General features: G+C 61.4%; 19 protein-coding genes. 11 read left to right on the top strand and 8 right to left on the bottom strand.

Going from position 1 to position 20,223, the window contains the following annotated elements; translation table 11 throughout:
* Positions 1 to 59: 59 nt before the first annotated feature.
* Together ccmB and ccmA are read right to left on the bottom strand one after the other, a co-directional pair.
* Positions 60 to 722, bottom strand: coding sequence for a heme exporter protein CcmB (gene ccmB, locus M8997_RS09260; RefSeq protein ID WP_250016402.1), 663 nt, complete (start codon positions 720 to 722; stop codon positions 60 to 62).
* Positions 719 to 1,348, bottom strand: coding sequence for a heme ABC exporter ATP-binding protein CcmA (ccmA, locus tag M8997_RS09255; RefSeq protein WP_250017204.1), 630 nt, complete (start codon positions 1,346 to 1,348; stop codon positions 719 to 721). The genes ccmB and ccmA overlap by 4 nt, the downstream gene beginning before the upstream one ends.
* Positions 1,349 to 1,637: 289 nt before the next feature.
* On the opposite strand from ccmA, the gene acnA reads away from it, so the two are divergent.
* The 3 genes from acnA to M8997_RS09240 all read left to right on the top strand — a co-directional run bounded on the left by acnA (position 1,638) and on the right by M8997_RS09240 (position 6,052).
* Positions 1,638 to 4,325 (top strand): aconitate hydratase AcnA, encoded by a 2,688-nt coding sequence (gene acnA / locus M8997_RS09250; protein WP_250016400.1) that lies wholly within the window; start codon positions 1,638 to 1,640, stop codon positions 4,323 to 4,325.
* Positions 4,326 to 4,551: 226 nt separating this feature from the next.
* Positions 4,552 to 5,322, top strand: coding sequence for a thioredoxin family protein (locus M8997_RS09245; RefSeq protein WP_250016398.1), 771 nt, complete (start codon positions 4,552 to 4,554; stop codon positions 5,320 to 5,322).
* Between the two features lie 361 nt (positions 5,323 to 5,683).
* Positions 5,684 to 6,052: a DUF2794 domain-containing protein gene (locus tag M8997_RS09240; RefSeq protein ID WP_250016396.1), complete on the top strand. Its 369-nt coding sequence runs from the start codon at positions 5,684 to 5,686 to the stop codon at positions 6,050 to 6,052.
* Here M8997_RS09240 and M8997_RS09235 read toward each other — a convergent pair whose 3' ends face one another.
* The 4 genes from M8997_RS09235 to M8997_RS09220 all read right to left on the bottom strand — a co-directional run bounded on the left by M8997_RS09235 (position 6,053) and on the right by M8997_RS09220 (position 10,978).
* Entirely contained in the window at positions 6,053 to 6,598 is a 546-nt protein-coding gene (locus M8997_RS09235) for a GNAT family N-acetyltransferase (protein ID WP_250016393.1), read from the bottom strand.
* Positions 6,599 to 6,731: 133 nt separating this feature from the next.
* On the bottom strand, positions 6,732 to 7,508 hold the full coding sequence (locus M8997_RS09230) for a Bax inhibitor-1/YccA family protein (RefSeq protein ID WP_250016390.1): 777 nt from the start codon (positions 7,506 to 7,508) through the stop codon (positions 6,732 to 6,734).
* Between the two features lie 204 nt (positions 7,509 to 7,712).
* Positions 7,713 to 10,277, bottom strand: coding sequence for an ABC transporter permease (locus tag M8997_RS09225; protein ID WP_250016388.1), 2,565 nt, complete (start codon positions 10,275 to 10,277; stop codon positions 7,713 to 7,715).
* Positions 10,274 to 10,978 carry an ATP-binding cassette domain-containing protein gene (locus M8997_RS09220; RefSeq protein WP_250016385.1) on the bottom strand — a complete coding sequence of 235 codons (705 nt, stop codon included), beginning with the start codon at positions 10,976 to 10,978 and terminating at the stop codon, positions 10,274 to 10,276. The genes M8997_RS09225 and M8997_RS09220 overlap by 4 nt, the downstream gene beginning before the upstream one ends.
* Positions 10,979 to 11,044: 66 nt before the next feature.
* Between M8997_RS09220 and M8997_RS09215 the strand changes: the two genes are divergently transcribed.
* Together M8997_RS09215 and thpR are read left to right on the top strand one after the other, a co-directional pair.
* Positions 11,045 to 11,710, top strand: a complete 666-nt coding sequence (locus M8997_RS09215; protein ID WP_250016383.1) for an arylesterase — start codon at positions 11,045 to 11,047, stop codon at positions 11,708 to 11,710.
* 162 nt (positions 11,711 to 11,872) lie between these two features.
* Positions 11,873 to 12,469, top strand: a complete 597-nt coding sequence (gene thpR, locus M8997_RS09210) for an RNA 2',3'-cyclic phosphodiesterase (RefSeq protein WP_250016381.1) — start codon at positions 11,873 to 11,875, stop codon at positions 12,467 to 12,469.
* Here thpR and M8997_RS09205 read toward each other — a convergent pair.
* Positions 12,421 to 12,906: a low molecular weight protein-tyrosine-phosphatase gene (locus tag M8997_RS09205; RefSeq protein WP_250016379.1), complete on the bottom strand. Its 486-nt coding sequence runs from the start codon at positions 12,904 to 12,906 to the stop codon at positions 12,421 to 12,423. The genes thpR and M8997_RS09205 overlap by 49 nt on opposite strands.
* Positions 12,907 to 13,037: 131 nt before the next feature.
* Here M8997_RS09205 and M8997_RS09200 point away from each other — a divergent pair, with 131 nt between their 5' ends.
* The 4 genes from M8997_RS09200 (at position 13,038) to M8997_RS09185 (ending at position 15,979) form a co-directional block, all read left to right on the top strand.
* Positions 13,038 to 13,424 (top strand): YkvA family protein, encoded by a 387-nt coding sequence (locus M8997_RS09200; RefSeq protein WP_250016377.1) that lies wholly within the window; start codon positions 13,038 to 13,040, stop codon positions 13,422 to 13,424.
* 265 nt (positions 13,425 to 13,689) lie between these two features.
* A complete protein-coding gene (locus M8997_RS09195) occupies positions 13,690 to 14,193 on the top strand; it encodes an invasion associated locus B family protein (RefSeq protein ID WP_250016375.1) in 504 nt (167 codons plus the stop codon).
* Positions 14,194 to 14,320: 127 nt separating this feature from the next.
* A complete protein-coding gene (gene rlmN / locus M8997_RS09190) occupies positions 14,321 to 15,559 on the top strand; it encodes a 23S rRNA (adenine(2503)-C(2))-methyltransferase RlmN (protein WP_371929545.1) in 1,239 nt (412 codons plus the stop codon).
* Between the two features lie 3 nt (positions 15,560 to 15,562).
* Complete coding sequence (locus M8997_RS09185; protein WP_250016373.1) at positions 15,563 to 15,979, top strand: hypothetical protein; 417 nt, start codon at positions 15,563 to 15,565, stop codon at positions 15,977 to 15,979.
* A gap of 6 nt (positions 15,980 to 15,985) precedes the next feature.
* Here M8997_RS09185 and M8997_RS09180 read toward each other — a convergent pair whose 3' ends face one another.
* Positions 15,986 to 16,630, bottom strand: a complete 645-nt coding sequence (locus M8997_RS09180) for a LysE family translocator (RefSeq protein ID WP_250016370.1) — start codon at positions 16,628 to 16,630, stop codon at positions 15,986 to 15,988.
* Between the two features lie 180 nt (positions 16,631 to 16,810).
* Between M8997_RS09180 and M8997_RS09175 the strand changes: the two genes are divergently transcribed.
* Complete coding sequence (locus M8997_RS09175; RefSeq protein ID WP_250016368.1) at positions 16,811 to 18,034, top strand: argininosuccinate synthase; 1,224 nt, start codon at positions 16,811 to 16,813, stop codon at positions 18,032 to 18,034.
* A gap of 135 nt (positions 18,035 to 18,169) precedes the next feature.
* Complete coding sequence (locus tag M8997_RS09170) at positions 18,170 to 20,218, top strand: M3 family metallopeptidase (protein WP_250016365.1); 2,049 nt, start codon at positions 18,170 to 18,172, stop codon at positions 20,216 to 20,218.
* Positions 20,219 to 20,223: the final 5 nt, after the last annotated feature.

Raw genomic sequence — 20,223 nt, 5'->3', positions numbered from 1 at the left:
TCGCTCCCCGACCGACAATACGCCAATTGCGCGGCTTGCGGTCAATAGGGCATGGTGCCTCAATCAGCGGAACCCCGCAGCGCCGCGGCTGACGCTATCGGTCCCAATACTGCGAAGAACAACGTGATTGCGGCAAGGATGAGGAAGGGCGGCAGAAATGCCGCCGACGCATCCATGGCACCATAGGCGGCCGATACGCCGAAGATCAGCACCGGAATCGTCAGCGGCAATATGATGATGGATACGAGCAGACCGCCGCGCGGCAGGGCGACGGCAACGGCAGCGCCAACGGCGCCGATGAAAGTGATTGCCGGCGTCCCCACCAGGAGCGTAAGGGTCGTCGCTCCGATGGCTTTTGGCTCCATGTTCATGAAAAGCCCGAGCAGCGGCGCTGCGAGCACGAGCGGCAGCACGCTGACGAACCAATGGGCGAGACACTTCACCAGGACCGTCACCGGCAACAGATGACGGTCCGCCATGATGAGCAGGTCGAGCGAGCCGTCGTCGCGGTCGGCCTGGAACAGCCTGTCGAGCCCGAGCAGACTGGCGAGCAAGGCGCCGATCCACAGCATCGCGCCGCCGATGCGCGCCAGAAGCTTCAGGTCCGGGCCGACCGCGAATGGCACGATGGCGATGACGGCCAGGAAGAACAGGACGGCCACCAGCGCACCGCCACCGGCGCGCAGGCCCAACCGGACATCGCGAACAAAGAGCGCCATCATGATGCGTGCTGCTCCGCGCCAAGCCTGATCTCGCGCGATTTGCCAAGCTGCAAGGGTAGATGAGTCGCGGCGACGATAAGACCGCCATCGCCAAGGTGATCGCGCATCAACTGGCCGAAGCGCTGTTCCGACTGGCTGTCGAGACTGGAGGTCGGCTCGTCGAGCAACCAGAGCGGGCGATGGACCACGAGGAGCCGGGCGATGCTGGCGCGCCGCTTCTGCCCGGCGGAAAGATAGCTGAAGGGGAGATCATCGATCCCGGCCAGGCCGACCGCATCCAGTGCGTCGTCGATCGATCGCCGCCCTCTCCCCGGTCCAGCGCCGCCGAATTGCCGCCAGAATTCGAGATTCTCCCGCAGCGTCAGCGCCGGCTTCATGGCATTGAGGTGCCCGATATAATGCGCGGCATCGGCTATCGACCCGTATTCGTCGCCCAGCGCCTCCATTTGCAGACTGCCCTCGGACGGCGGCAACAGGCCGGCGATGATTCGCAGCAGCGTCGATTTGCCGGAGCCGTTCAGCCCTGTCACCAACAACGCCTCGCCCGCCGCAACGGAGAAACCAAGACCGGAAAACAGCACCTCGCCATTCCGCTCACCCCCGAGATTTTCGGCGACCAATCGCATCAACAACCCGCTTTTCCGCGCTCCGCGGCCATGCAGGATCATTTCGCCGCAGGGCCGCATTTTTGCCCTTTGCCGGTCTGGCACAAATTGAGGAAAAACTCTATATAGCTCTCAACCATGCCAGCGGTCGGCGTGGAAACAATTTTGGCCGATCTCGGCGCAGATGCCTTCAGGCTTCTGCCGCGGGACGGACAGCGGAAATGACTGCACCCGCACCTTTGGCGCGTCCTTGACACGCAGCGGAAGGCGTTCGTCCCGGGTTAGGCCGCAGCATAAGGACGAACGAGAAATGTCTCAGATCGACAGTTTCAATTGCCGTAAAACCCTTGTCGTGGGGGACAAGGAATATGTTTATTTCAGTTTGACCGAAGCCGAGAAGAATGGCCTCGAAGGCGTCTCGGCCCTGCCGTTTTCCATGAAGGTCCTGCTCGAGAACCTGCTTCGCTTCGAAGACAATCGCTCGGTCTTCAAGAAGGACATCGAGAACGTTGCGAAGTGGCTGGTCGACCGCGGCCGCGCCGGCGCAGAAATCGCCTATCGCCCGGCGCGCGTGCTCATGCAGGACTTCACCGGCGTTCCGGCTGTCGTGGATCTTGCAGCGATGCGCGACGCCATGGTCAATCTCGGCGGCGACCCCGAAAAGATCAATCCGCTGGTGCCTGTCGATCTCGTCATCGACCATTCGGTCATCGTCGACGAATTCGGCAATCCCCAGGCGTTCAAGCGCAATGTCGACCTCGAATATGAGCGCAATGGCGAGCGCTATCGCTTCCTGAAATGGGGCCAGCAGGCGTTCAAGAACTTCCGCGTCGTGCCTCCGGGCACCGGCATCTGCCACCAGGTCAATCTGGAATATCTGGCGCAGGGCGTCTGGACCAAGGAAGAGGACGGCGTCACCTACGCCTATCCCGATACTTGCGTCGGCACCGATTCGCACACGACGATGGTCAATGGCCTTGGCGTCCTCGGCTGGGGCGTCGGCGGCATCGAGGCCGAAGCCTCCATGCTGGGCCAGCCAGTCTCCATGCTGCTTCCCGAAGTCATCGGCTTCCGCCTGACCGGCAAGGTGAAGGAGGGCGTGACCGCAACCGACCTCGTCCTGACCGTCGTGCAGATGCTGCGCAAGAAGGGTGTCGTCGGCAAGTTCGTCGAGTTCTTCGGACCCGGCCTTGAAAGCATGACGCTCGCCGACCGGGCGACGATCGGCAATATGGGCCCGGAATATGGCGCAACCTGCGGCTTCTTCCCGATCGACAGCGAAACCATCAACTACATGAATATTTCCGGCCGCGACGAGGAGCGTCTTGCCCTCGTGGAAGCCTATTCCCGCGCCCAGGGCATGTGGCGCGAGCCCGGCTCGCCTGATCCGGTATTCACCGACACGCTGGAACTCGATCTTGGCACGGTCGTTCCGTCGATGGCCGGCCCGAAGCGTCCGGAAGGCCGTATCGCGCTGGAAGGCATCGCCTCGGGTTTCCGTGAATCGCTACAGAAGGAATACAAGAAGACCGAGCAGCTCGATGCACGCTACGCCGTCGAAGGCGAGAATTTCGATCTCGGCCATGGCGATGTCGCCATTGCCGCCATTACCTCCTGCACCAATACGTCCAATCCGAGCGTGCTGATCGCGGCCGGCCTTCTCGCCCGCAACGCCGCGGCGCGCGGCTTGAAGTCGAAGCCTTGGGTGAAGACGTCGCTCGCGCCCGGTTCGCAGGTCGTTGCCGCCTATCTGGAGAATGCCGGCCTGCAGAAGGAGCTCGACAAGCTTGGCTTCAATCTGGTCGGCTTCGGTTGCACCACCTGCATCGGCAATTCCGGACCGCTTCCGGGGCCGATCTCCAAGACGATCAATGAAAAGGGCCTGATTGCCGCTGCCGTTCTCTCCGGCAACCGCAATTTCGAAGGTCGCGTTTCCCCGGATGTGCAGGCCAACTACCTTGCATCCCCGCCGCTCGTCGTTGCCTATGCGCTGGCGGGCACGGTGACGAAGGACCTGACCACCGAGCCGCTGGGCGAAGATCCGAACGGCCAGCCGGTCTATCTCAAGGATATCTGGCCTTCCTCGCACGAAATCCAGGAATTCATCACCAAGAACGTCACGCGCACGCTGTTTGCGTCGAAATATGCGGATGTGTTCAAGGGTGACGAGAACTGGCAGAACGTCAATGTGCCGGCAGGGCAGACCTATGCCTGGGACGACAATTCGACCTATGTGCAGAACCCGCCTTACTTCGTCGGCATGGGCAAGACGCCTGGAACCGTCAACGATATCAAGGGCGCCCGCATTTTGGGTCTCTTCGGCGACAAGATAACGACCGATCACATCTCCCCGGCGGGTTCGATCAAGGCGGCTTCTCCTGCCGGTCAGTACCTGACCGAGCATGGCGTGGCGCCGGTGGACTTCAACCAGTATGGCACGAGGCGCGGCAATCATGAGGTGATGATGCGCGGCACCTTCGCCAATATCCGCATCCGCAATCACATGCTCGGCGAGAATGGCCGCGAGGGCGGCTACACGATCCACTATCCGTCGAAGGAAGAAATGCCGATCTACGACGCCGCGATGGATTATCGCCGCGAGAACGTTCCGCTGGTGATCTTCGCCGGTGTGGAATATGGCAACGGCTCCTCACGCGACTGGGCGGCGAAGGGCACCAACCTGCTCGGCGTCCGCGCCGTGATCGCGCAGTCGTTCGAGCGTATCCATCGTTCGAACCTCGTCGGCATGGGCATCGTTCCCTTCGTCCTCGAGGATGGCACCAGCTGGCAGTCCCTGGGGCTCAAGGGCGACGAGATGGTTTCCATCGAAGGCCTCGCCTCCATCCAGCCGCGCCAGAAGACCGTTGCCACGGTCACCTTTGCCGATGGTACGGTGAAAGAGGTTCCGCTGATCTGCCGCATCGATACGATCGATGAGCTGGAATATCTGAAGAATGGCGGCATTCTTCAATATGTCCTGCGCGATCTGGCCGCCTGACGCTACAAAACAAGCCTTGATATGGAAGGGTCGCCGGGTTACCGGCGGCCCTTTTCCATTGCCCGTCCCATTCGTTTCGACAGGCTCATTTCCCACTGACCGCGCAATGGCATATTCGTGAACAAATTCACCTCAAAGTGACTTCCCCTTGATGCACGCGGCTCTTATCAATCTTCTGGCAATAAATGACTGCCAGATTTGCATTTTTGAGAGAAAGCATGCCGCCTTGCCTCTGCGCATCACGTCAATCCTGGTCCTGATCGGCTCGCCACTTCTGGCTGCTGCGGTCTATGTGCTGCCGGTCTGCGCGCAGGACAGCGGGAAGCGGCCGGACGGCGTGGTCGAACTCTATACGTCGCAGGGTTGCGGCTCGTGCCCGCCGGCCGATGCAGTCCTCAAGGAACTGGCGCGCGAAGGCAATGTCGTCGCCCTCGCCTTTCATGTCGATTACTGGGATTACCGCGGCTGGACGGATACGCTCGCCCTGCCGGAGAACACCGAACGGCAGAACGAGTATCGCCAGACGCTCGGTCTCAATGGCGTTTATACGCCGCAAGCCATCCTGAACGGTCGCGAGCACATCAACGGGCAGGATGGTGACAAGATCCGTCGCCGCATTGCCGAAATGAAGCAGAATACCTCGGGGCTGACGGTCCCGGTCACACTGTCGAAGACGCCGAAGAAGCGCCTGCTCATCGATATCGGCCAGGGGGCCGTCACGCCGAACCCGGTGCGGGTCCTGCTCGCCTATTTCGACAAGGAGAGCGTGGTTTCCATTCCCGATGGCGAGAATACCGGCCGGCAGGTGAGCTACGCCAACAGCGTCCGCGCCATGGAAACTGTCGGCATGTGGGACGGAAACGCCCAGAAGATCGAGATTCCCTGGAGCGAGATCGCCAGCAAGAAGGCGTCGGGCTGCGCCGTCCTGCTGCAGGAAGTGCTGGGGGAAGACAAGCCGGGGCCGATCATCGGCGCGTCGATCCTGGTCAAGCCCTGACCAAACAAAAACAGGCCGGATGAATCCGGCCTGAGCTATTGGGGCATGTTGCCAGCGCAAACTGGTCGAGGCCGGTCCATGGGCGGGGGCTTGGGGTAATGAACCGGCAAGATCAGCTGCACATCGGCAACATGCGAGCGATCGTCGTTTTGGAATCGGGCGCGAGTGCGTTTTTCGGATGGCGAAAATGTGACGGACCATCACCATTCTCTTCAGCACGTATTGCTTCGTGAAAGATTCAGCTGTCGGAGACACTGATAAAACCGGGTGAGTACCGACAACAAAGCTTGAAAAACGTCGCCGATGAGGCCACCCTATTGTCATCCAGGTGTCACACGAGAGATCCGAAGGTGCATGATTGATGGATAGCAGCGCGGGCGGCGGCGAATCGCAACAGGCGAAACTGATACCCCTCAACCGCCAGAGCGACCTTCCCGTCACGTTCAACCGCCGCGAACTGGACCAGATCCTGCGGGTCTATGGCTTCATGGTGTCAGCCGGCGAATGGCGCGACTATGCGATCGACCATCTGAGCGACCGCGCAATATTCTCCATTTTCCGGCGTACCAGCGAAATGCCGATGTTCCGCATCGAGAAGAATCCCAGGCTGACACGCAAACAGGGCGCCTATAGCGTCATCGCGGCAAGCGGCCATATCCTCAAGCGCGGCCATGAACTCGATCGCGTGCTGCGCATATTCGACAAGAGCCTGAGTATCGTCAGGAGCTGATCATTGCAGAGGCGGCTTGTCCGGCAGGGACTCCGAGCCGCCATTCATCTCCAGCTGCATCAGCACCGTATCGAGCCAGCGACCATGTTTGAACCCCGAGGCGCGGATCGTGCCCGAATGTTCGAAGCCGAGCTTGCTATGGAGCCTTACCGAGGCGGATCCGGGATGTCCGTCACCGATCACGGCGATGAACTGGCGGAAGCCGAGGGCGGTGCAATCGGCTATCAGGCGCTCGAGCAGGACTTTCCCCAGCCCCTTTCCCTTCGCCTCCGGCGCGATATAGATCGAATCCTCCACCGTCCACCAATAGGCTGGCCGGGCGCGGAAATAGCTCGCATAGGCATAGCCGATGACAGCGTCGCCCTGCACCGCCACGACATAGGGAAAGCCGCTGCTGGTGATCGCATGGAACCGCGACGTCATTTCGTCGAGGCTCGGCGGATCGATCTCGTAGGTGGCAGTGCCGTTCAGCACCGCGTCACGGTAGATGTCGGTGATTGCACTGAGGTCGGCAGGCTGGGCCGGGCGGATGGTGATATCGGACATGATGTTGGCTTGCACTTGGAGAACAGTCTGGTTTTTCATGCACTGCTTTGCAATCAAGTCAAAGGATTTTCCGTGCGGGTAACAAAAAAGGGCGGCTCGAAAGCCGCCCTTTTCGCATCGATTCAATCAGCCGCTATTCCCGATTGCCGAGGAACTGGAGCAGGAACATGAACATGTTGACGAAGTCGAGATAGAGCCGAAGCGCACCCATGATCGCCTTGCGGCCATAGGAATCGGCATCGTCGCCTTCGAAGTACATTTCCTTGATCTGCTGCGTGTCATAGGCAGTCAGGCCGGCGAAGACCAGAACGCCAATCGCCGAGATCGCGAACTGCAGCGCGCTGGACTGAAGGAAGATATTGACCACCGAAGCAAGGATGATGCCGATGACGCCCATGAACAGGAACGAGCCGAAACCTGAAAGATCGCGCTTCGTGGTGTAGCCATAGAGCGAGAGGGCACCGAAGGATGCCGCGGTGATGAAGAACGTCTGGACGATGCTTCCGGTGGTGAACACCAGGAAGACCGATGACAGCGAAGCGCCGACGAGTGCTGCATATACCCAGAATGTGGCCTGCGCTGCCGCGACGCTCATCGACTGGATACGGAAGCTCAGGAAGAACACCGCAGCCAGGGGAGCGAGCATGACGACCCATTTCAGCGGCGAAACGAAGAATGTCACGCCGAAGCTGGTCAGCATCTTGCCGTTGCCCAGTGTCGCTGCCGCGAGACTTGGATCGTTGGTCGTCGTCATGTAGACGAGCGCCAATGCGGCGAGGCCGGTCACGGCAAGACCGACCGCCATCAGATTGTAGACTTTCAACATGTAGCTGCGAAGACCCTGGTCGATCTCCGCGTCCACACGCACTCCGGCCGTCGTACGAGCCTGGATGTTGCGATAGTCAGCCATGGTTTTTCCTCATTTGCTACGTCCCGTCGTGGTGTCGGGAACGATTCCCGGGCGCCGCTGGCGGGACCCCAGCATGCCTATCGGAATTATGGTGATTCAATTGGTCTTGCACAAGTAGCGATCCACTCAACAAAGCGTGCCAGGGCCTGAATCCGGCGAAATGCGCCGATTATTGCGAAGATTTAACCGAGTAACGCCGCCAAATCAGAGATTGCGCAATATTGGCGCCACCTTCTGGCCCAATATCCTCCAGGTGCCGGCGAGGCCGAAACCGACGGTGAGCACCAGCGCGACGACCACGGTCAGTACCGCGACCTGCGGCTGGAACCAGGCCGGCATGGTCATGACCCTGACGACCACGTACCAGGCGGCGACGCCGCCGGCGACCAGCGCGAAGACGGCAGTTGCAAGGCCGAGCATGACATATTCGAGGGTGAAGGCCTTCACGAGCGTGCGCCGGGTAGCGCCAAGGGTCTTGAGCACCACGGCATCATGCACCCGTGCCCGATTGCCTGCCGCCAGCGCGCCGCCCAGCACCAGGATGGAAGCGATCAGCGCTACAGATGCGGCCGCCCGGATGGCGACGGCCAGCTGTCCCACCAGTTCATTGGCGATGGTGATCGCATCCTTCACCCGAACCGACGTTACGGCGGGGTAGGCGCGCGTTACGTCACGCATCAATGCCGCTTCGGAACTCGTCGAGGCCGATGGATCGGTGAGTGTCGCCAGCCATGCGTGCGGCGCGCCGGCGAACGTGTTGGGCGAGAACACCATGACGAAATTGATGGCGAGCGACTCCCATTGCAGCTGCCGCAGATTGGCTATGCGCGCCGTTACGTTACGCCCAAGGACATTGACCGTGACGGTGTCGCCGATCTTCAAACCGAGATTGGTCGCTTCCTCGGCCGAGAACGAAACCAGCGGCTCGCCCTTGTAGTCTTCCGGCCACCATTGGCCCTCGGTCAGCGTGGAGTTTTCCGGGACTGTGCGCGCATGGGTGATACCGCGGTCGCCGCGCAGGACCCAGGCGCCCTCGGGCGGTATGGTCAGTTTCGTCACGTCCGTACCGTTGAGCGCCACGATCCGGCCGCGCAGCATCGGCGCGCTGACGATCTTCGCTTCCGGCGCACTGCGTTGCAGCAGGTCCTTGAACGCATCCACTTCCCTGCTCTGAATATCCACGAAGAAGAAGTTCGGCGCCCGTTCCGGCAGATTGCCCGCAAGCTGATGGCGCAGGCTTCCGTCGATAAGCGCCAGGGACACGAGCAAAGTGAGCCCGAGGCCGAGTGACAGCACCACCGATGGCGTCAGGGCGCCGGGGCGGTGAATATTGCCGACGGCTAGCCGCAGCGCCGTCGAGCGCATGAGCGGCGCGCGCCGCGCCATCCATTGAACGCCGGCCGAGACACCGCGCAAGACGATGAAAGACGCCGCGACCGCACCGACGAACACCGTCGCTATGCGTCGGTCGAAGGCGAAATAGATGGCGAGACCGCCGAGGATGGCAATCAGCAGCGCGGCGAGGACGATGTAGATGGCCTTGGGCCAGCCGCGCTGGTCGAAGCCCTGCTCTCGAAAGAGTGCCGTCGCCGGCACGTCCCTTGCGCGGCCAAGCGGCAGGATGGCGAATGCCAGGGTCGTCAGCAGGCCGAAGAGGCCCGCCCAGACCAGGGCGCCGGGGTAGAAACCGCCCTCGCCCGCGATCGGCAATACGCTCTTGAGTGCAAAGCCCGCCGCATAGGGTATGATCGCGGCGATGGCGATGCCAATGGCAATGCCCAGCAGCGCGATGATGAGTATCTGAAGCAGGTAGACCGCGATCACGAACCAGCCGGGAGCGCCGAGCGACTTGAAGGTCGCGATGACCCCGCGCTTTGCATCGAGATAGGCACGGACGGCATTGGCGACGCCGACACCACCGACAATGAGCGCGGTCAGGCCGACCAGCGTCAGGAACTGCGAGAATCGTTCCACGTTTGCCGCGAGCGACGGCGCCGCGTTCAGGCGGCTGCGGATGGCCCAGCCCGCCTCGGGAAACAGCTTCTGCGCCTCGTCCCTGATCGAAGTCAGGACCTCCTCGCTGGACCCCGCGGGCAGGGCGATCTTGTAATCATGCTCGACGAGGCTTCCCGGCCGCACGAGGCCCGCCGCCGCCAGGCCTTCCCGCGACACCATGAAACGTGGCGCGAAGCCGAAGCCGTCGGAAAGGACGTCCGGTTCGCTCCTGATGATGGAACGCAATTCGAACGTGGCGCCGCCCAGCATCACCCGGTCGCCGAGCTTGAGATGAAGGCGCTCGAGGAAGATCTCCGCCACGGCCGCGCCGAACGCCCCATTCGTCTCGCCGAACAGGGCAGAATGGTCGAGCGGCGGCGCTACCTCCAGCCTGCCGTAGAGCGGATAGGCCTCGTCGACGGCCTTGACCTCCACCAGCGACTGATCGGAGCCGTCGGTGAGCCGCGCCATGGAGCGCATGCCGGCGCTCACGGCGAGTCGTCCCTTGCTCTCCAGGAACGCTCTTTCCGCCGAGGTCACTTCCCGCTGGTTGAGCTGGAAGCGCATGTCGGCGCCGAGGATTGTCTGTCCCTGGGTGGATATTCCGGCCGTTATCGAATGCGCGACCGAGTTGACGCCGCCGATTGCCGCAACGCCAAGCGCGATACAGGCAAGGAATATATAGAAACCCGAAAGTCCGCTGCGCATTTCGCGCAAGGCGAAGCGCAGGGCAAGCAGCAGCGACGGCCCGGCACCGGAGCGCGCGCTGCTCATGCGGTTCTCGCCAGTTCGGGCTTGCCTTCGTCGGCCTCGATGATTCCCGACCTGACGCGGATTTCGCGCTCGCAGCGTGCGGCGAGGCTCGCATCATGGGTGACGAGCACGAGCGTCAGCCCAAGCTCCCTCTGCTTTTCGAACAGGAGGTCGGCGATCTGTTTGCCCGTCGTACTGTCGAGATTGCCGGTCGGCTCGTCGGCGATGAGTATTTTGGGCGACGGCGCAAGAGCCCGCGCGATGGCGACCCGCTGCTGTTCGCCGCCGGATAGCTCGCCCGGATAATGCGTGCTGCGATCTGCGAGCCCGACGGCCGCGAGCATGCGCCCGGCAGTGGCGAAGGCGTCGCCTTTTCCCGCCAGTTCGAGCGGAACCGCGACGTTTTCCAGCGCCGTCATGTTGGGAATGAGATGAAACGACTGGAAGACGATGCCGATATTCCTGCCGCGAAACGCCGCGGTCGCATCTTCGTTCAGCTTCTCCAGCCGCTCGCCGGCGATTTCGACGGAGCCCGAATCCACCCGCTCCAGCCCGGCCAGCACCATCAGCAAGGTGGATTTGCCCGAGCCGGACGGTCCGACGATACCCACCGACTGGCCCGCCTCGATATCAAGCGACACACCTTTCAGCACATGGACGGCAGAAGCGCCGGTGCCGAGAGTCAATTCAATGTGATCGAGCTTGATAATCGATTTCGTCACGAAAACATTTCCTTTGCGATAAGGTCGCGCCGGCTAAGCCAGCCGAACTGATATGGGTGCCGTGAAATGAGATTCAAACTCTTCGTTGAATTGTTGCTCGCCTTTGGCCTTGTTGCCTCGCCGTCCCTGTCCCTGGCGAATCAAAATACCGTGTCCGGCGAGGCCGTCAGCGTGGTCGGATTTGGCGATAGCCTCATGTCCGGTTTCGAGTTGCCGCCGCAGGATTCCTTCCCGGCGCAATTGGAGAAGGCCTTGAAGGACAAGGGGATCAAGGCGAGTGTCGCCAATGCCGGCGTTGCCGGCGAGACGACGACGGATGCCGTCAACCGGCTGGACTGGTCGGTGCCCGAAGATACCGACATGGTCATCCTGGAATTCGGCGCGAATGACGCCCTGCGCGGCATTTCCCCGGACCTCAGCGAAAAGAACCTGTCGGACATCATCGAGAAGCTTCAGCAGCGGGGCGTGACTGTCGTTCTCGCCGGTATGCTGGCACCACCCAATATGGGGGCCGATTACGAAGCGAAGTTCAATGCGATCTACCCCCGGCTGGCGCAGAAATACAATGTTCCGCTCTATCCGTTCTTTCTCGACGGGGTGGCGGCAGAGAGAACGCTCCAGCTCGAAGACGGGATGCACCCCAATGCGAAAGGCGTTGCCGAGATGGTCGAGCGGTTTCTGCCTATCATGGAAAAGACCCTTGCCGCCAAGTCGGGGAACGCATCGCAATAGGCCGGCGGGCGTTGCAGAAAACCCGGCCCCCGCAGAAAACCCGGCCCTTGCAAAAAACAGTGTTCAATTTGTCGCGTCCCCAAAGAATATGAACTTACGGCTTGCCCGCGGCCGGGTTCGGTGATTCTCTAGTAACAGAACTCGATTCGGGGAGGATGCCTTATGCCGCGTCTCTTTACTGCCCTCGAAATTCCGCGCGATGCCGCTCTTTCGCTGTCATTGTTGCGCGGTGGGTTACCGGGAGCTCGATGGATCGACGTCGAGAACTACCACATCACCCTGCGATTCATCGGCGACGTCGAAGGCCATGTGGCCGACGAAGTTGCCAATGCGCTCGACCGTATCCGGCGGCCGGAATTCACCTTGCGCCTTGCGGGCGTCACCGCATTCGGCACCAAGAAGCCGCACAGTCTCGTGGCCTCCATCGTGCCCTCGCCGGATCTTCAGGCGCTGCACGCGGAAATCGAGCGGATCTGCCAGCGCCTGATGCTGCCGGCCGATGCCCGCAAGTTCACACCGCATGTCACGCTGGCCCGTCTGCGCAATGTCCGCAGCGAGGAAGTCGCGCATTATCTTTCCTCGCGCGGCAATTTCTCCGCCTCTCCCTTTACCGTCAACCGCTTCGTGCTGATGTCGTCGCGGGATTCGGTCGGCGGCGGACCCTATGTCGTGGAAGAGGCATGGCCGCTCGAATCGCGCCGCTCCTCCTATCAGAACCGCGACAGCAGGCCTTTCGAAGCCGCGAGAACCATCCGGTAGACGTTTTCGAAATCCGTCTCGCCGCCATAATAGGGGTCCGGTATCTGTACCGCCGCGCCGAGCGCGACCTGATGGAACAGCCCGGTGAGGGCGGACGAGGACTGCGGGCGGCGACGTTCGATCGCCGTCATGTTGATCTGGTCCATGCCGAGGACGAGGTCGAACCTGTCGAAGTCCTCGGCGGTCAGCTGGCGGCACCTTTGGCCTGCAATATCAATACCGTGACGCCGCGCAACGGCGATCGAACGCGGATCCGGCGCTTCGCCCGTGTGGTAGCCATTGGTGCCGGCTGAATCGATGTCGACATTCGCGGCCCGGCCCGATGCTTCGAGCACCGACCGGAAGACGCCTTCTGCCAGCGGCGAACGGCAGATATTGCCGAGACAGACGAACAGGACCGAGCGCGCAGGGGTCGGATTCGCGAAGGTGGGGTTCATTGTGGTTTCCATGATGGATTTGGGCGATGGTGGATTGAAGCGACGGACAAGACTTGCGCAGCTTCTTACGCCGTCCCATCTATAGCGGTAAACTGCTTCGGCAGGGATAATGGAGGTAAAGAGGTCTGGAAATGGACGACGTCAAGATCGGAGAAATTCTCGAGCCTGGGACCGAGCGCGAAAACGCTGCGCGTGAGGAGAAGGTGCGCGCGCGTTTCTGGCGGACGCTGCGCAAGGCTGCCGGGCACGTCCCTTTCCTGGACGAACTCGTCGCCGCCTATTTCTGCGCGCTCGATCCGGCGACGCCGACGCGGGTGCGTGGCATATTGCTGGCATCGCTGGCCTATTTCGTCCTTCCGCTCGACTTCATCCCCGACTTCGTCCTCGGCATCGGATTCGGCGACGACGCGGCGGTTTTGATGGCGGCCATTAGCGCCATCCGCACCAATATCACGCCGGCGCACCGTGCTGCAGCCAGGAAGGCGCTGGAGGATTTCAGCGGTTCCGAGAAGGCTTGATGCCGGGGTCCATCACAAGTCTGTGACCGTCCGCAGTCAAAGTCTCGCCGTTTTTCTTTGGCTGGTGTGGCTGTGTCGGACTTTGCTGCGGGATAAGACCGTGATTTCCTTGGCTCCAACAGATGCTTTTTTGACCTGTCTTCACCGTTTGGTAACCCAGATTAAGTCAAATTAAGACACGCGGACTGGATGGTGTAGCGCCCGAGTGGCCCTGCGCGCCCTTTCCGGTTCAGTATGCAACGAAATGATAAAACCGGTGGGTACAATGTTTGGAAAATCGATCGCAGCAGCGTCTGCGCTCATCCTTGGGCTGGCGGGAACTGCTCTGGCCCAAACCCCGAGTCAAATCAGCCAGTTCAACGCCTGGGGCGCCTATAGCTATCAGCAGGGCAAGGGCAAGGTTTGCTACGTATTGTCTGTTCCCGTCGATAAACAGCCCGCCCAGGTCGATCACGGCGACAATTTCTTCATGGTCAGCCAGAAGCCGGGCCAGAATGTCAGCTTCGAGCCGCAATTCAAGGCCGGCTACGACCTGCAGGAGAATTCCAAGGTTCTCGTCAAGATCGATAACCGGACCTTCTCGATGTTCACCAATGGCAGCCATGGCTGGATGGAAAATGCAGCCGAGGAGCCTCAGCTCGTCGCCGCCTTGCGTGCCGGCACGAACATGACCATCAATGCCGTTTCGAAGCGCGGCACCAAGACGAGCTATGCCTATTCGCTCAAGGGCGTGTCTGCCGCCTTGAAGGCAATCTCCGATTGTAAATAAGCTCTGCCACATTCCTGGGTTAGATGGGGTCCGGTTCCAGTCCGGGCCCCTTTGCTTTGTTCAGGGTGACGTAACGGCCGGAACGTGATATGAGCCGCGCTTTATAACAGAGCGACAGATTTTACCGATGTCCGTGACACTTGACCTGACACCATCACCGCTGCGGGAGAAGACCCGCGATGTGCGTCCTGCAATGGCAGCCGAAAAGCCGCCATTGATCGGCTTGTCGCGCGCCGAGATGGCGGAGGCGCTCGTCCAGATCGGCGTGCCGGAACGGCAGGTCAAGATGCGCGTGGCGCAGCTCTGGCATTGGCTCTATGTGCGCGGCGTCTCGGATTTCGCCGACATGCTGAACATATCGCGCGACATGCGCGAGCTTCTGGACCGGCATTTTACCATCAAGCGGCCGGAGATCGTCGAAGAGCAGATTTCGAACGACGGTACGCGCAAATGGCTCTTCCGCTTTCCCGCGCGCGGTGCGGGGCGTCCGGTGGAGATCGAGACCGTCTATATCCCGGAAGAAGGCCGTGGCACCCTGTGCATTTCGAGCCAGGTCGGCTGCACCCTCACCTGTTCCTTCTGCCATACGGGCACGCAGAAGCTCGTCCGCAACCTGACGAGCGAGGAAATCCTCTCGCAACTGCTCATCGCGCGCGATCGGCTGGGCGATTTTCCCGACCGCAACACGCCGGAAGGCGCCATCGTTCCGGCCGAGGGCCGCAAGGTGTCCAACATCGTCATGATGGGCATGGGCGAGCCGCTCTATAATTTCGAGAATGTAAAGAAGGCGCTGCTCATTGCATCGGACGGCGATGGCCTGTCGCTTTCGAAGCGCCGCATCACCCTGTCGACGTCCGGTGTCGTCCCGGAGATCTATCGCACCGGCGAGGAGATCGGCGTGATGCTGGCCATTTCGCTGCACGCGGTGAAGGACGATTTGCGCGACATGCTCGTTCCGATCAACAAGAAATACCCGTTGAAGGAACTCCTGGACGCCTGCCGCGCCTATCCGAGCCTTTCCAATTCGAAACGCATCACCTTCGAATATGTGATGCTGAAGGGCGTCAACGATTCGCTCGACGATGCCAGGGAGCTGGTGCGGCTGCTGAAGGGCATTCCGGCGAAGATCAACCTGATCCCCTTCAATCCATGGCCCGGCGTCAATTACCAATGTTCCGATTGGGAGCAGATCGAGAAATTCGCCGATTACGTCAACAATGCCGGCTATGCCTCGCCGATCCGCACGCCGCGCGGCCGCGATATCCTCGCCGCCTGCGGCCAGCTGAAATCGGAATCCGAGCGGATGAAAAAGACCGAGCGTCTGGCTTTCGAGGCGGCGATGATCGCCGGGCACGGTGAGGATTAGCGCGTGTTGCACTATCTGACACGGCTCACGCTCATCGTCTTCGGCTTCGTCGCCGCGATACTGGCCGCCTCGCTGTTCCTCAATGCGCTGTTGATCGGCAGCAGCGAATGGGCCGGCGGCGACGCGACCTTCTACTACCTGACCATTCCGGCCTTTGCTGCGGCGATCGGCTATAGCGTCTTCGTTCCGGCGGCGATCATCATCGTCTATGCCGAGCTCACCGCATGGCGGGACTGGCTGTTCTACACCATAGGCGGTGCAGCGGCCTCCGTCATCATCATCGTCTGGAAATGGCGCCCGCAGACCGAGGATGTCAGCACCTTCGCCGCCATTCTCGCCACCGGCATCATTGGCGGCTTCGTCTACTGGATGGTTTCAGGCCGCACCGCCGGCCTGTTCGACAACGCCCGGGCGTCGTAATTCACCCTATTTTGCCTGCGCCAGCAGTATCTTGGCCGCAAAGGCCGAGAATACGCCCGCAAACAGCCAGTCGGTGGCGCGGGTCACGGTCGGATTCTTGCGCAGCAGCCGCGAAAACCTGTCGGCAGCGATGATCATCGGCGCGACGACCGGCAAGGACATCGGGATGAACAGCAGCCCGAGGAAGAACAGCTTGCCCGGCGCATGCGGATCGCTTGCCGAGACGAACTGCGGCAGGAAGGTCATGAAGAACAGGATGATCTTCGGGTTCAGCAGATTGATGCCGAGGCCGGTGAGCCAGTTCTGGAACAGCGAATGCGACGGCCCGCCGCCCTTCTTCTCCGGCGAGAAGGCCGAGCCGTGGCGAATGGCCTGGTAGGCGAGCCAGACGAGATAGCCTGCCCCCACGACCTTCAGCACCAGAAAGGCCGTTGGCGAGGCGACGATGAGCGCCGAAAGGCCAATGGCAACCATGGTCGTATGGATGACGACGCCGGTACAAGCGCCCATGAGGCAGGAAAAGCCGGCGGCCCTCCCCTCGGACAGGGCGCGGCCGACAAACAGCGTCATGTCCGGCCCGGGCGTGATGGACAGCACGAAGGTGGCCAGCGCAAACTGCATGATGATCGGCCAATCAGGAATGAAATTCATTCGTACCTCCAGCAAATTCGCCGGAAACTAACGCGAAACCGATAGCAGCGCCATCGCTATTTTGTGCCCCGCCGGCCCTGCTCATCCGCCGCCGATCTTGCCAAGCGCGGCCCAAATGCTACAAGACCGGCAAATGATTATGCCGGTGGAGCCACGGCCGGTCGAAAGCAGGAAAACACAATGAACAAATGGAAAGACGTCAAGAAGGTCGTGCTTGCCTATTCGGGCGGTCTCGATACATCGATCATCCTGAAATGGTTGCAGACGGAACTCGGCGCGGAAGTCGTTACCTTCACCGCCGATCTCGGCCAGGGCGAGGAGCTGGAGCCGGCACGCAAGAAGGCCGAAATGCTCGGCATCAAGGAAATCTACATCGAGGACGTGCGCGAGGAATTCGTCCGCGACTTCGTCTTTCCAATGTTCCGCGCCAATGCGGTCTATGAGGGTGTCTACCTGCTGGGCACGTCCATAGCACGCCCGCTCATCTCGAAGCATCTGGTCGATATCGCCGCGCGCACCGGCGCTGACGCCATCGCCCATGGCGCGACCGGCAAGGGCAACGACCAGGTGCGGTTCGAGCTCTCGGCCTATGCGCTGAACCCCGACATCAAGGTGATCGCACCCTGGCGCGACTGGTCGTTCAAATCCCGGACGGATCTGCTCGAATTCGCCCGCGAGCACCAGATTCCGATCGCCAAGGACAAGCTCGGCGAGGCGCCGTTCTCGGTCGACGCCAATCTTCTGCATTCCTCTTCCGAAGGCAAGGTCCTGGAAGATCCCTGGCAGGAGGCGCCGGAATATGTGCACCAGCGCACGATTTCGCCGATGGAGGCGCCCGACAAGGTGACCGAAATCGAGATCGCCTTCGAAAAGGGCGATGCGGTTGCCATTGACGGCAAGCCCCTGTCGCCGGCAACCCTGCTCAAGACGCTCAACGATCTCGGCCGCGACAATGGTATCGGCAGGCTCGACCTGGTGGAAAACCGCTTCGTCGGCATGAAGTCGCGTGGCGTCTACGAGACGCCGGGCGGCACGATATTGCTCGCGGCGCACCGTGCGATGGAGTCGATCACGCTCGATCGCGGCGCGGCGCATCTGAAGGACGAGTTCATGCCGCGCTATGCGGAACTGATCTATAATGGCTTCTGGTATTCGCCGGAGCGCGAAATGCTCCAGGCGATGATCGACCGGAGCCAGGAGGATGTCGAAGGAACCGTGCGCCTGAAACTCTACAAGGGCAATGTCATGGTCTGCGGCCGCAAGTCCGACAAGTCGCTCTATTCCGATGCGCTGGTGACATTCGAGGACGATCGCGGCGCCTATGACCAGAAGGATGCCGCCGGCTTCATCCGCTTGAACGCCCTGCGCCTGCGCACTCTCGCCGCCCGCAAGCGCGGCAGCTGATCGGAAGGGGGCGGGCCGCCTGTGCCTGCCCTCTTGCCTCTGCGGCGATTATACCTACCTTGCTGATAGTCCTGCTGCGGTGCTGCCACGGCGGGATAGCCTGAAAAGCCTCAAATCATCCAGATGGAGTTCGCCATGTGCGCTGCCCGACCAGCCGTCAACACCGCCCTGTTCGATTGGACCGGACCGCTGGGGCTTCCCGATTTCACGGCGTTCAGCGACGCGGATTTCGGGCCTGCCTTCGACATGGCGCTGGCCAGCGATCTTCAGGACATAGAGGCAATCATCTCGCATCCCGAAGCGCCGACGGTCGAGAACACGCTCAAGCAACTGCAATTGTCGGGCCAGGCCCTGGACCGGATCTCGTCGATATTCTGGATGCGCGCCGGCGCGCACACCAATGATCAAATCCAGGCGATGGAGCGTGAGATTGCGCCAAAGATGGCGCGGCATTCATCTTCCATCATGATGAATCCAAAGCTTTTCGCCCGCATCGACTCGCTCTACGAGCAGCGCGATCTGCTTGGGCTCGACCCGGAAACCGATCGCGTACTGGCAGAAACCTGGAAAGGCTTCGTGCGCAGCGGCGCGCGGCTGGACGAACAGGGCAAGGCAAGGCTTGCGGACATCAATGAAAGGCTGGCCGGCCTCGGTGCACGCTTCGGGCAGAATGTACTGAAGGACGAGGCGGAATGGGCGCTGTTCCTGGAAAGCGAGGACGAACTGGCCGGCCTTCCGGATTTCGTGCGCGATGCCATGCGCGGCGCGTCGGAGGAACGCGGCCGACCCGACGCATGGGCGGTGACGCTGTCGCGCTCCATCATCGAACCGTTCCTGTCCTTTTCGGAAAACCGCACCCTGCGCGAGAAGGCGTTCCGCGCCTGGGCGGCAAGGGGCGAAAATGGCGGCGAGACCGACAATGTCGCCATCGTCGCCGAGATGGTGGCGTTGCGCACGGAGAAGGCCCGGCTTCTCGGCTATGGCAGTTTTGCTGCCTACAAGCTCGACAATACGATGGCCAAGACGCCGAAGGCCGTCATGGACCTGCTGGAGCCTGTCTGGGAACGGGCCAAGGCGCGGGCCGGCGAGGAGCAGGCGGAACTGCAAAGGCTGATCGCGGCGGAAGGGCGCAATCACCAGGTCGAACCCTGGGATTGGCGCTATTATGCGGAAAAGCTGCGCAATGAGAAATTCTCCTTCGACGAGGCCGAGCTGAAACCCTACCTGCAGCTCGAGAAGATCATCGATGCCTGTTTCGACGTCGCGACGCGGCTGTTCGGCGTCACGTTCAAGGAGAGGAGCGGCGTTCCGCTCTGGCATCCCGACGTGCGCGTATGGCAGGTGTTCAACCCCGACGGCACTGAGCGCGGCGTGTTCCTCGGCGATTATTTCAACCGGCAGTCGAAGCGGTCCGGCGCGTGGATGAGCGCGCTGCGATCCCAGCACAGGCTGGACGGCGAGCAGAAGCCGATCATCTACAATGTCATGAACTTCGCCAAGCCGCCGAAGGGCGAGCCGGCGCTGCTCTCCCTCGACGGCGCGCGCACCCTGTTCCACGAATTCGGCCATGCCTTGCATGGACTGTTGTCCGACGTGACCTGGCCGGCGGTATCCGGCACTTCGGTGGCGCGCGATTTCGTCGAGCTTCCATCGCAACTCTACGAACATTGGCTGACGACGCCCGCCATTCTCGAGCAGTTCGCCATCCATTATCGCACCGGCCAGCCGATGCCGAAGGCGCTTCTGGACAAGGTGATCGCGGCCCAGACCTTCAATGCCGGCTTCAATACGGTGGAATTCACCGCTTCCGCCCTGGTGGACATGGCGTTTCACGCCGGCGATGCGCCGACCTCCGATCCCATCGCATTCGAGGCGGAAGCATTGAAGCGTCTCGCCATGCCCGAGGCGATCATCATGCGCCACCGCACGCCGCATTTCACCCATGTGTTCTCGGGCGATGGCTATTCGGCCGGCTACTACTCCTACATGTGGTCGGAAGTCCTTGATGCCGACGCCTTCAAGGCATTCGAGGAGACCGGCGACGTATTCAATGCAGAACTCGCTGCCAAGTTGAAGAAGCATATCTATGCCGCGGGAGGCAGCAGAGATCCCGAGGATCTCTACAAGGCCTTCCGCGGCAGGATGCCATCACCCGAAGCCATGATCGAGAAGCGCGGGCTCTAACAGCT

The organism is Phyllobacterium sp. 21LDTY02-6 (assembly GCF_023554255.2).
In the GTDB taxonomy this organism is placed as follows: domain Bacteria; phylum Pseudomonadota; class Alphaproteobacteria; order Rhizobiales; family Rhizobiaceae; genus Phyllobacterium.
Note: the sequence above shows the minus strand (reverse complement) of the source record. Positions and strands in the feature narration are given on the sequence as shown.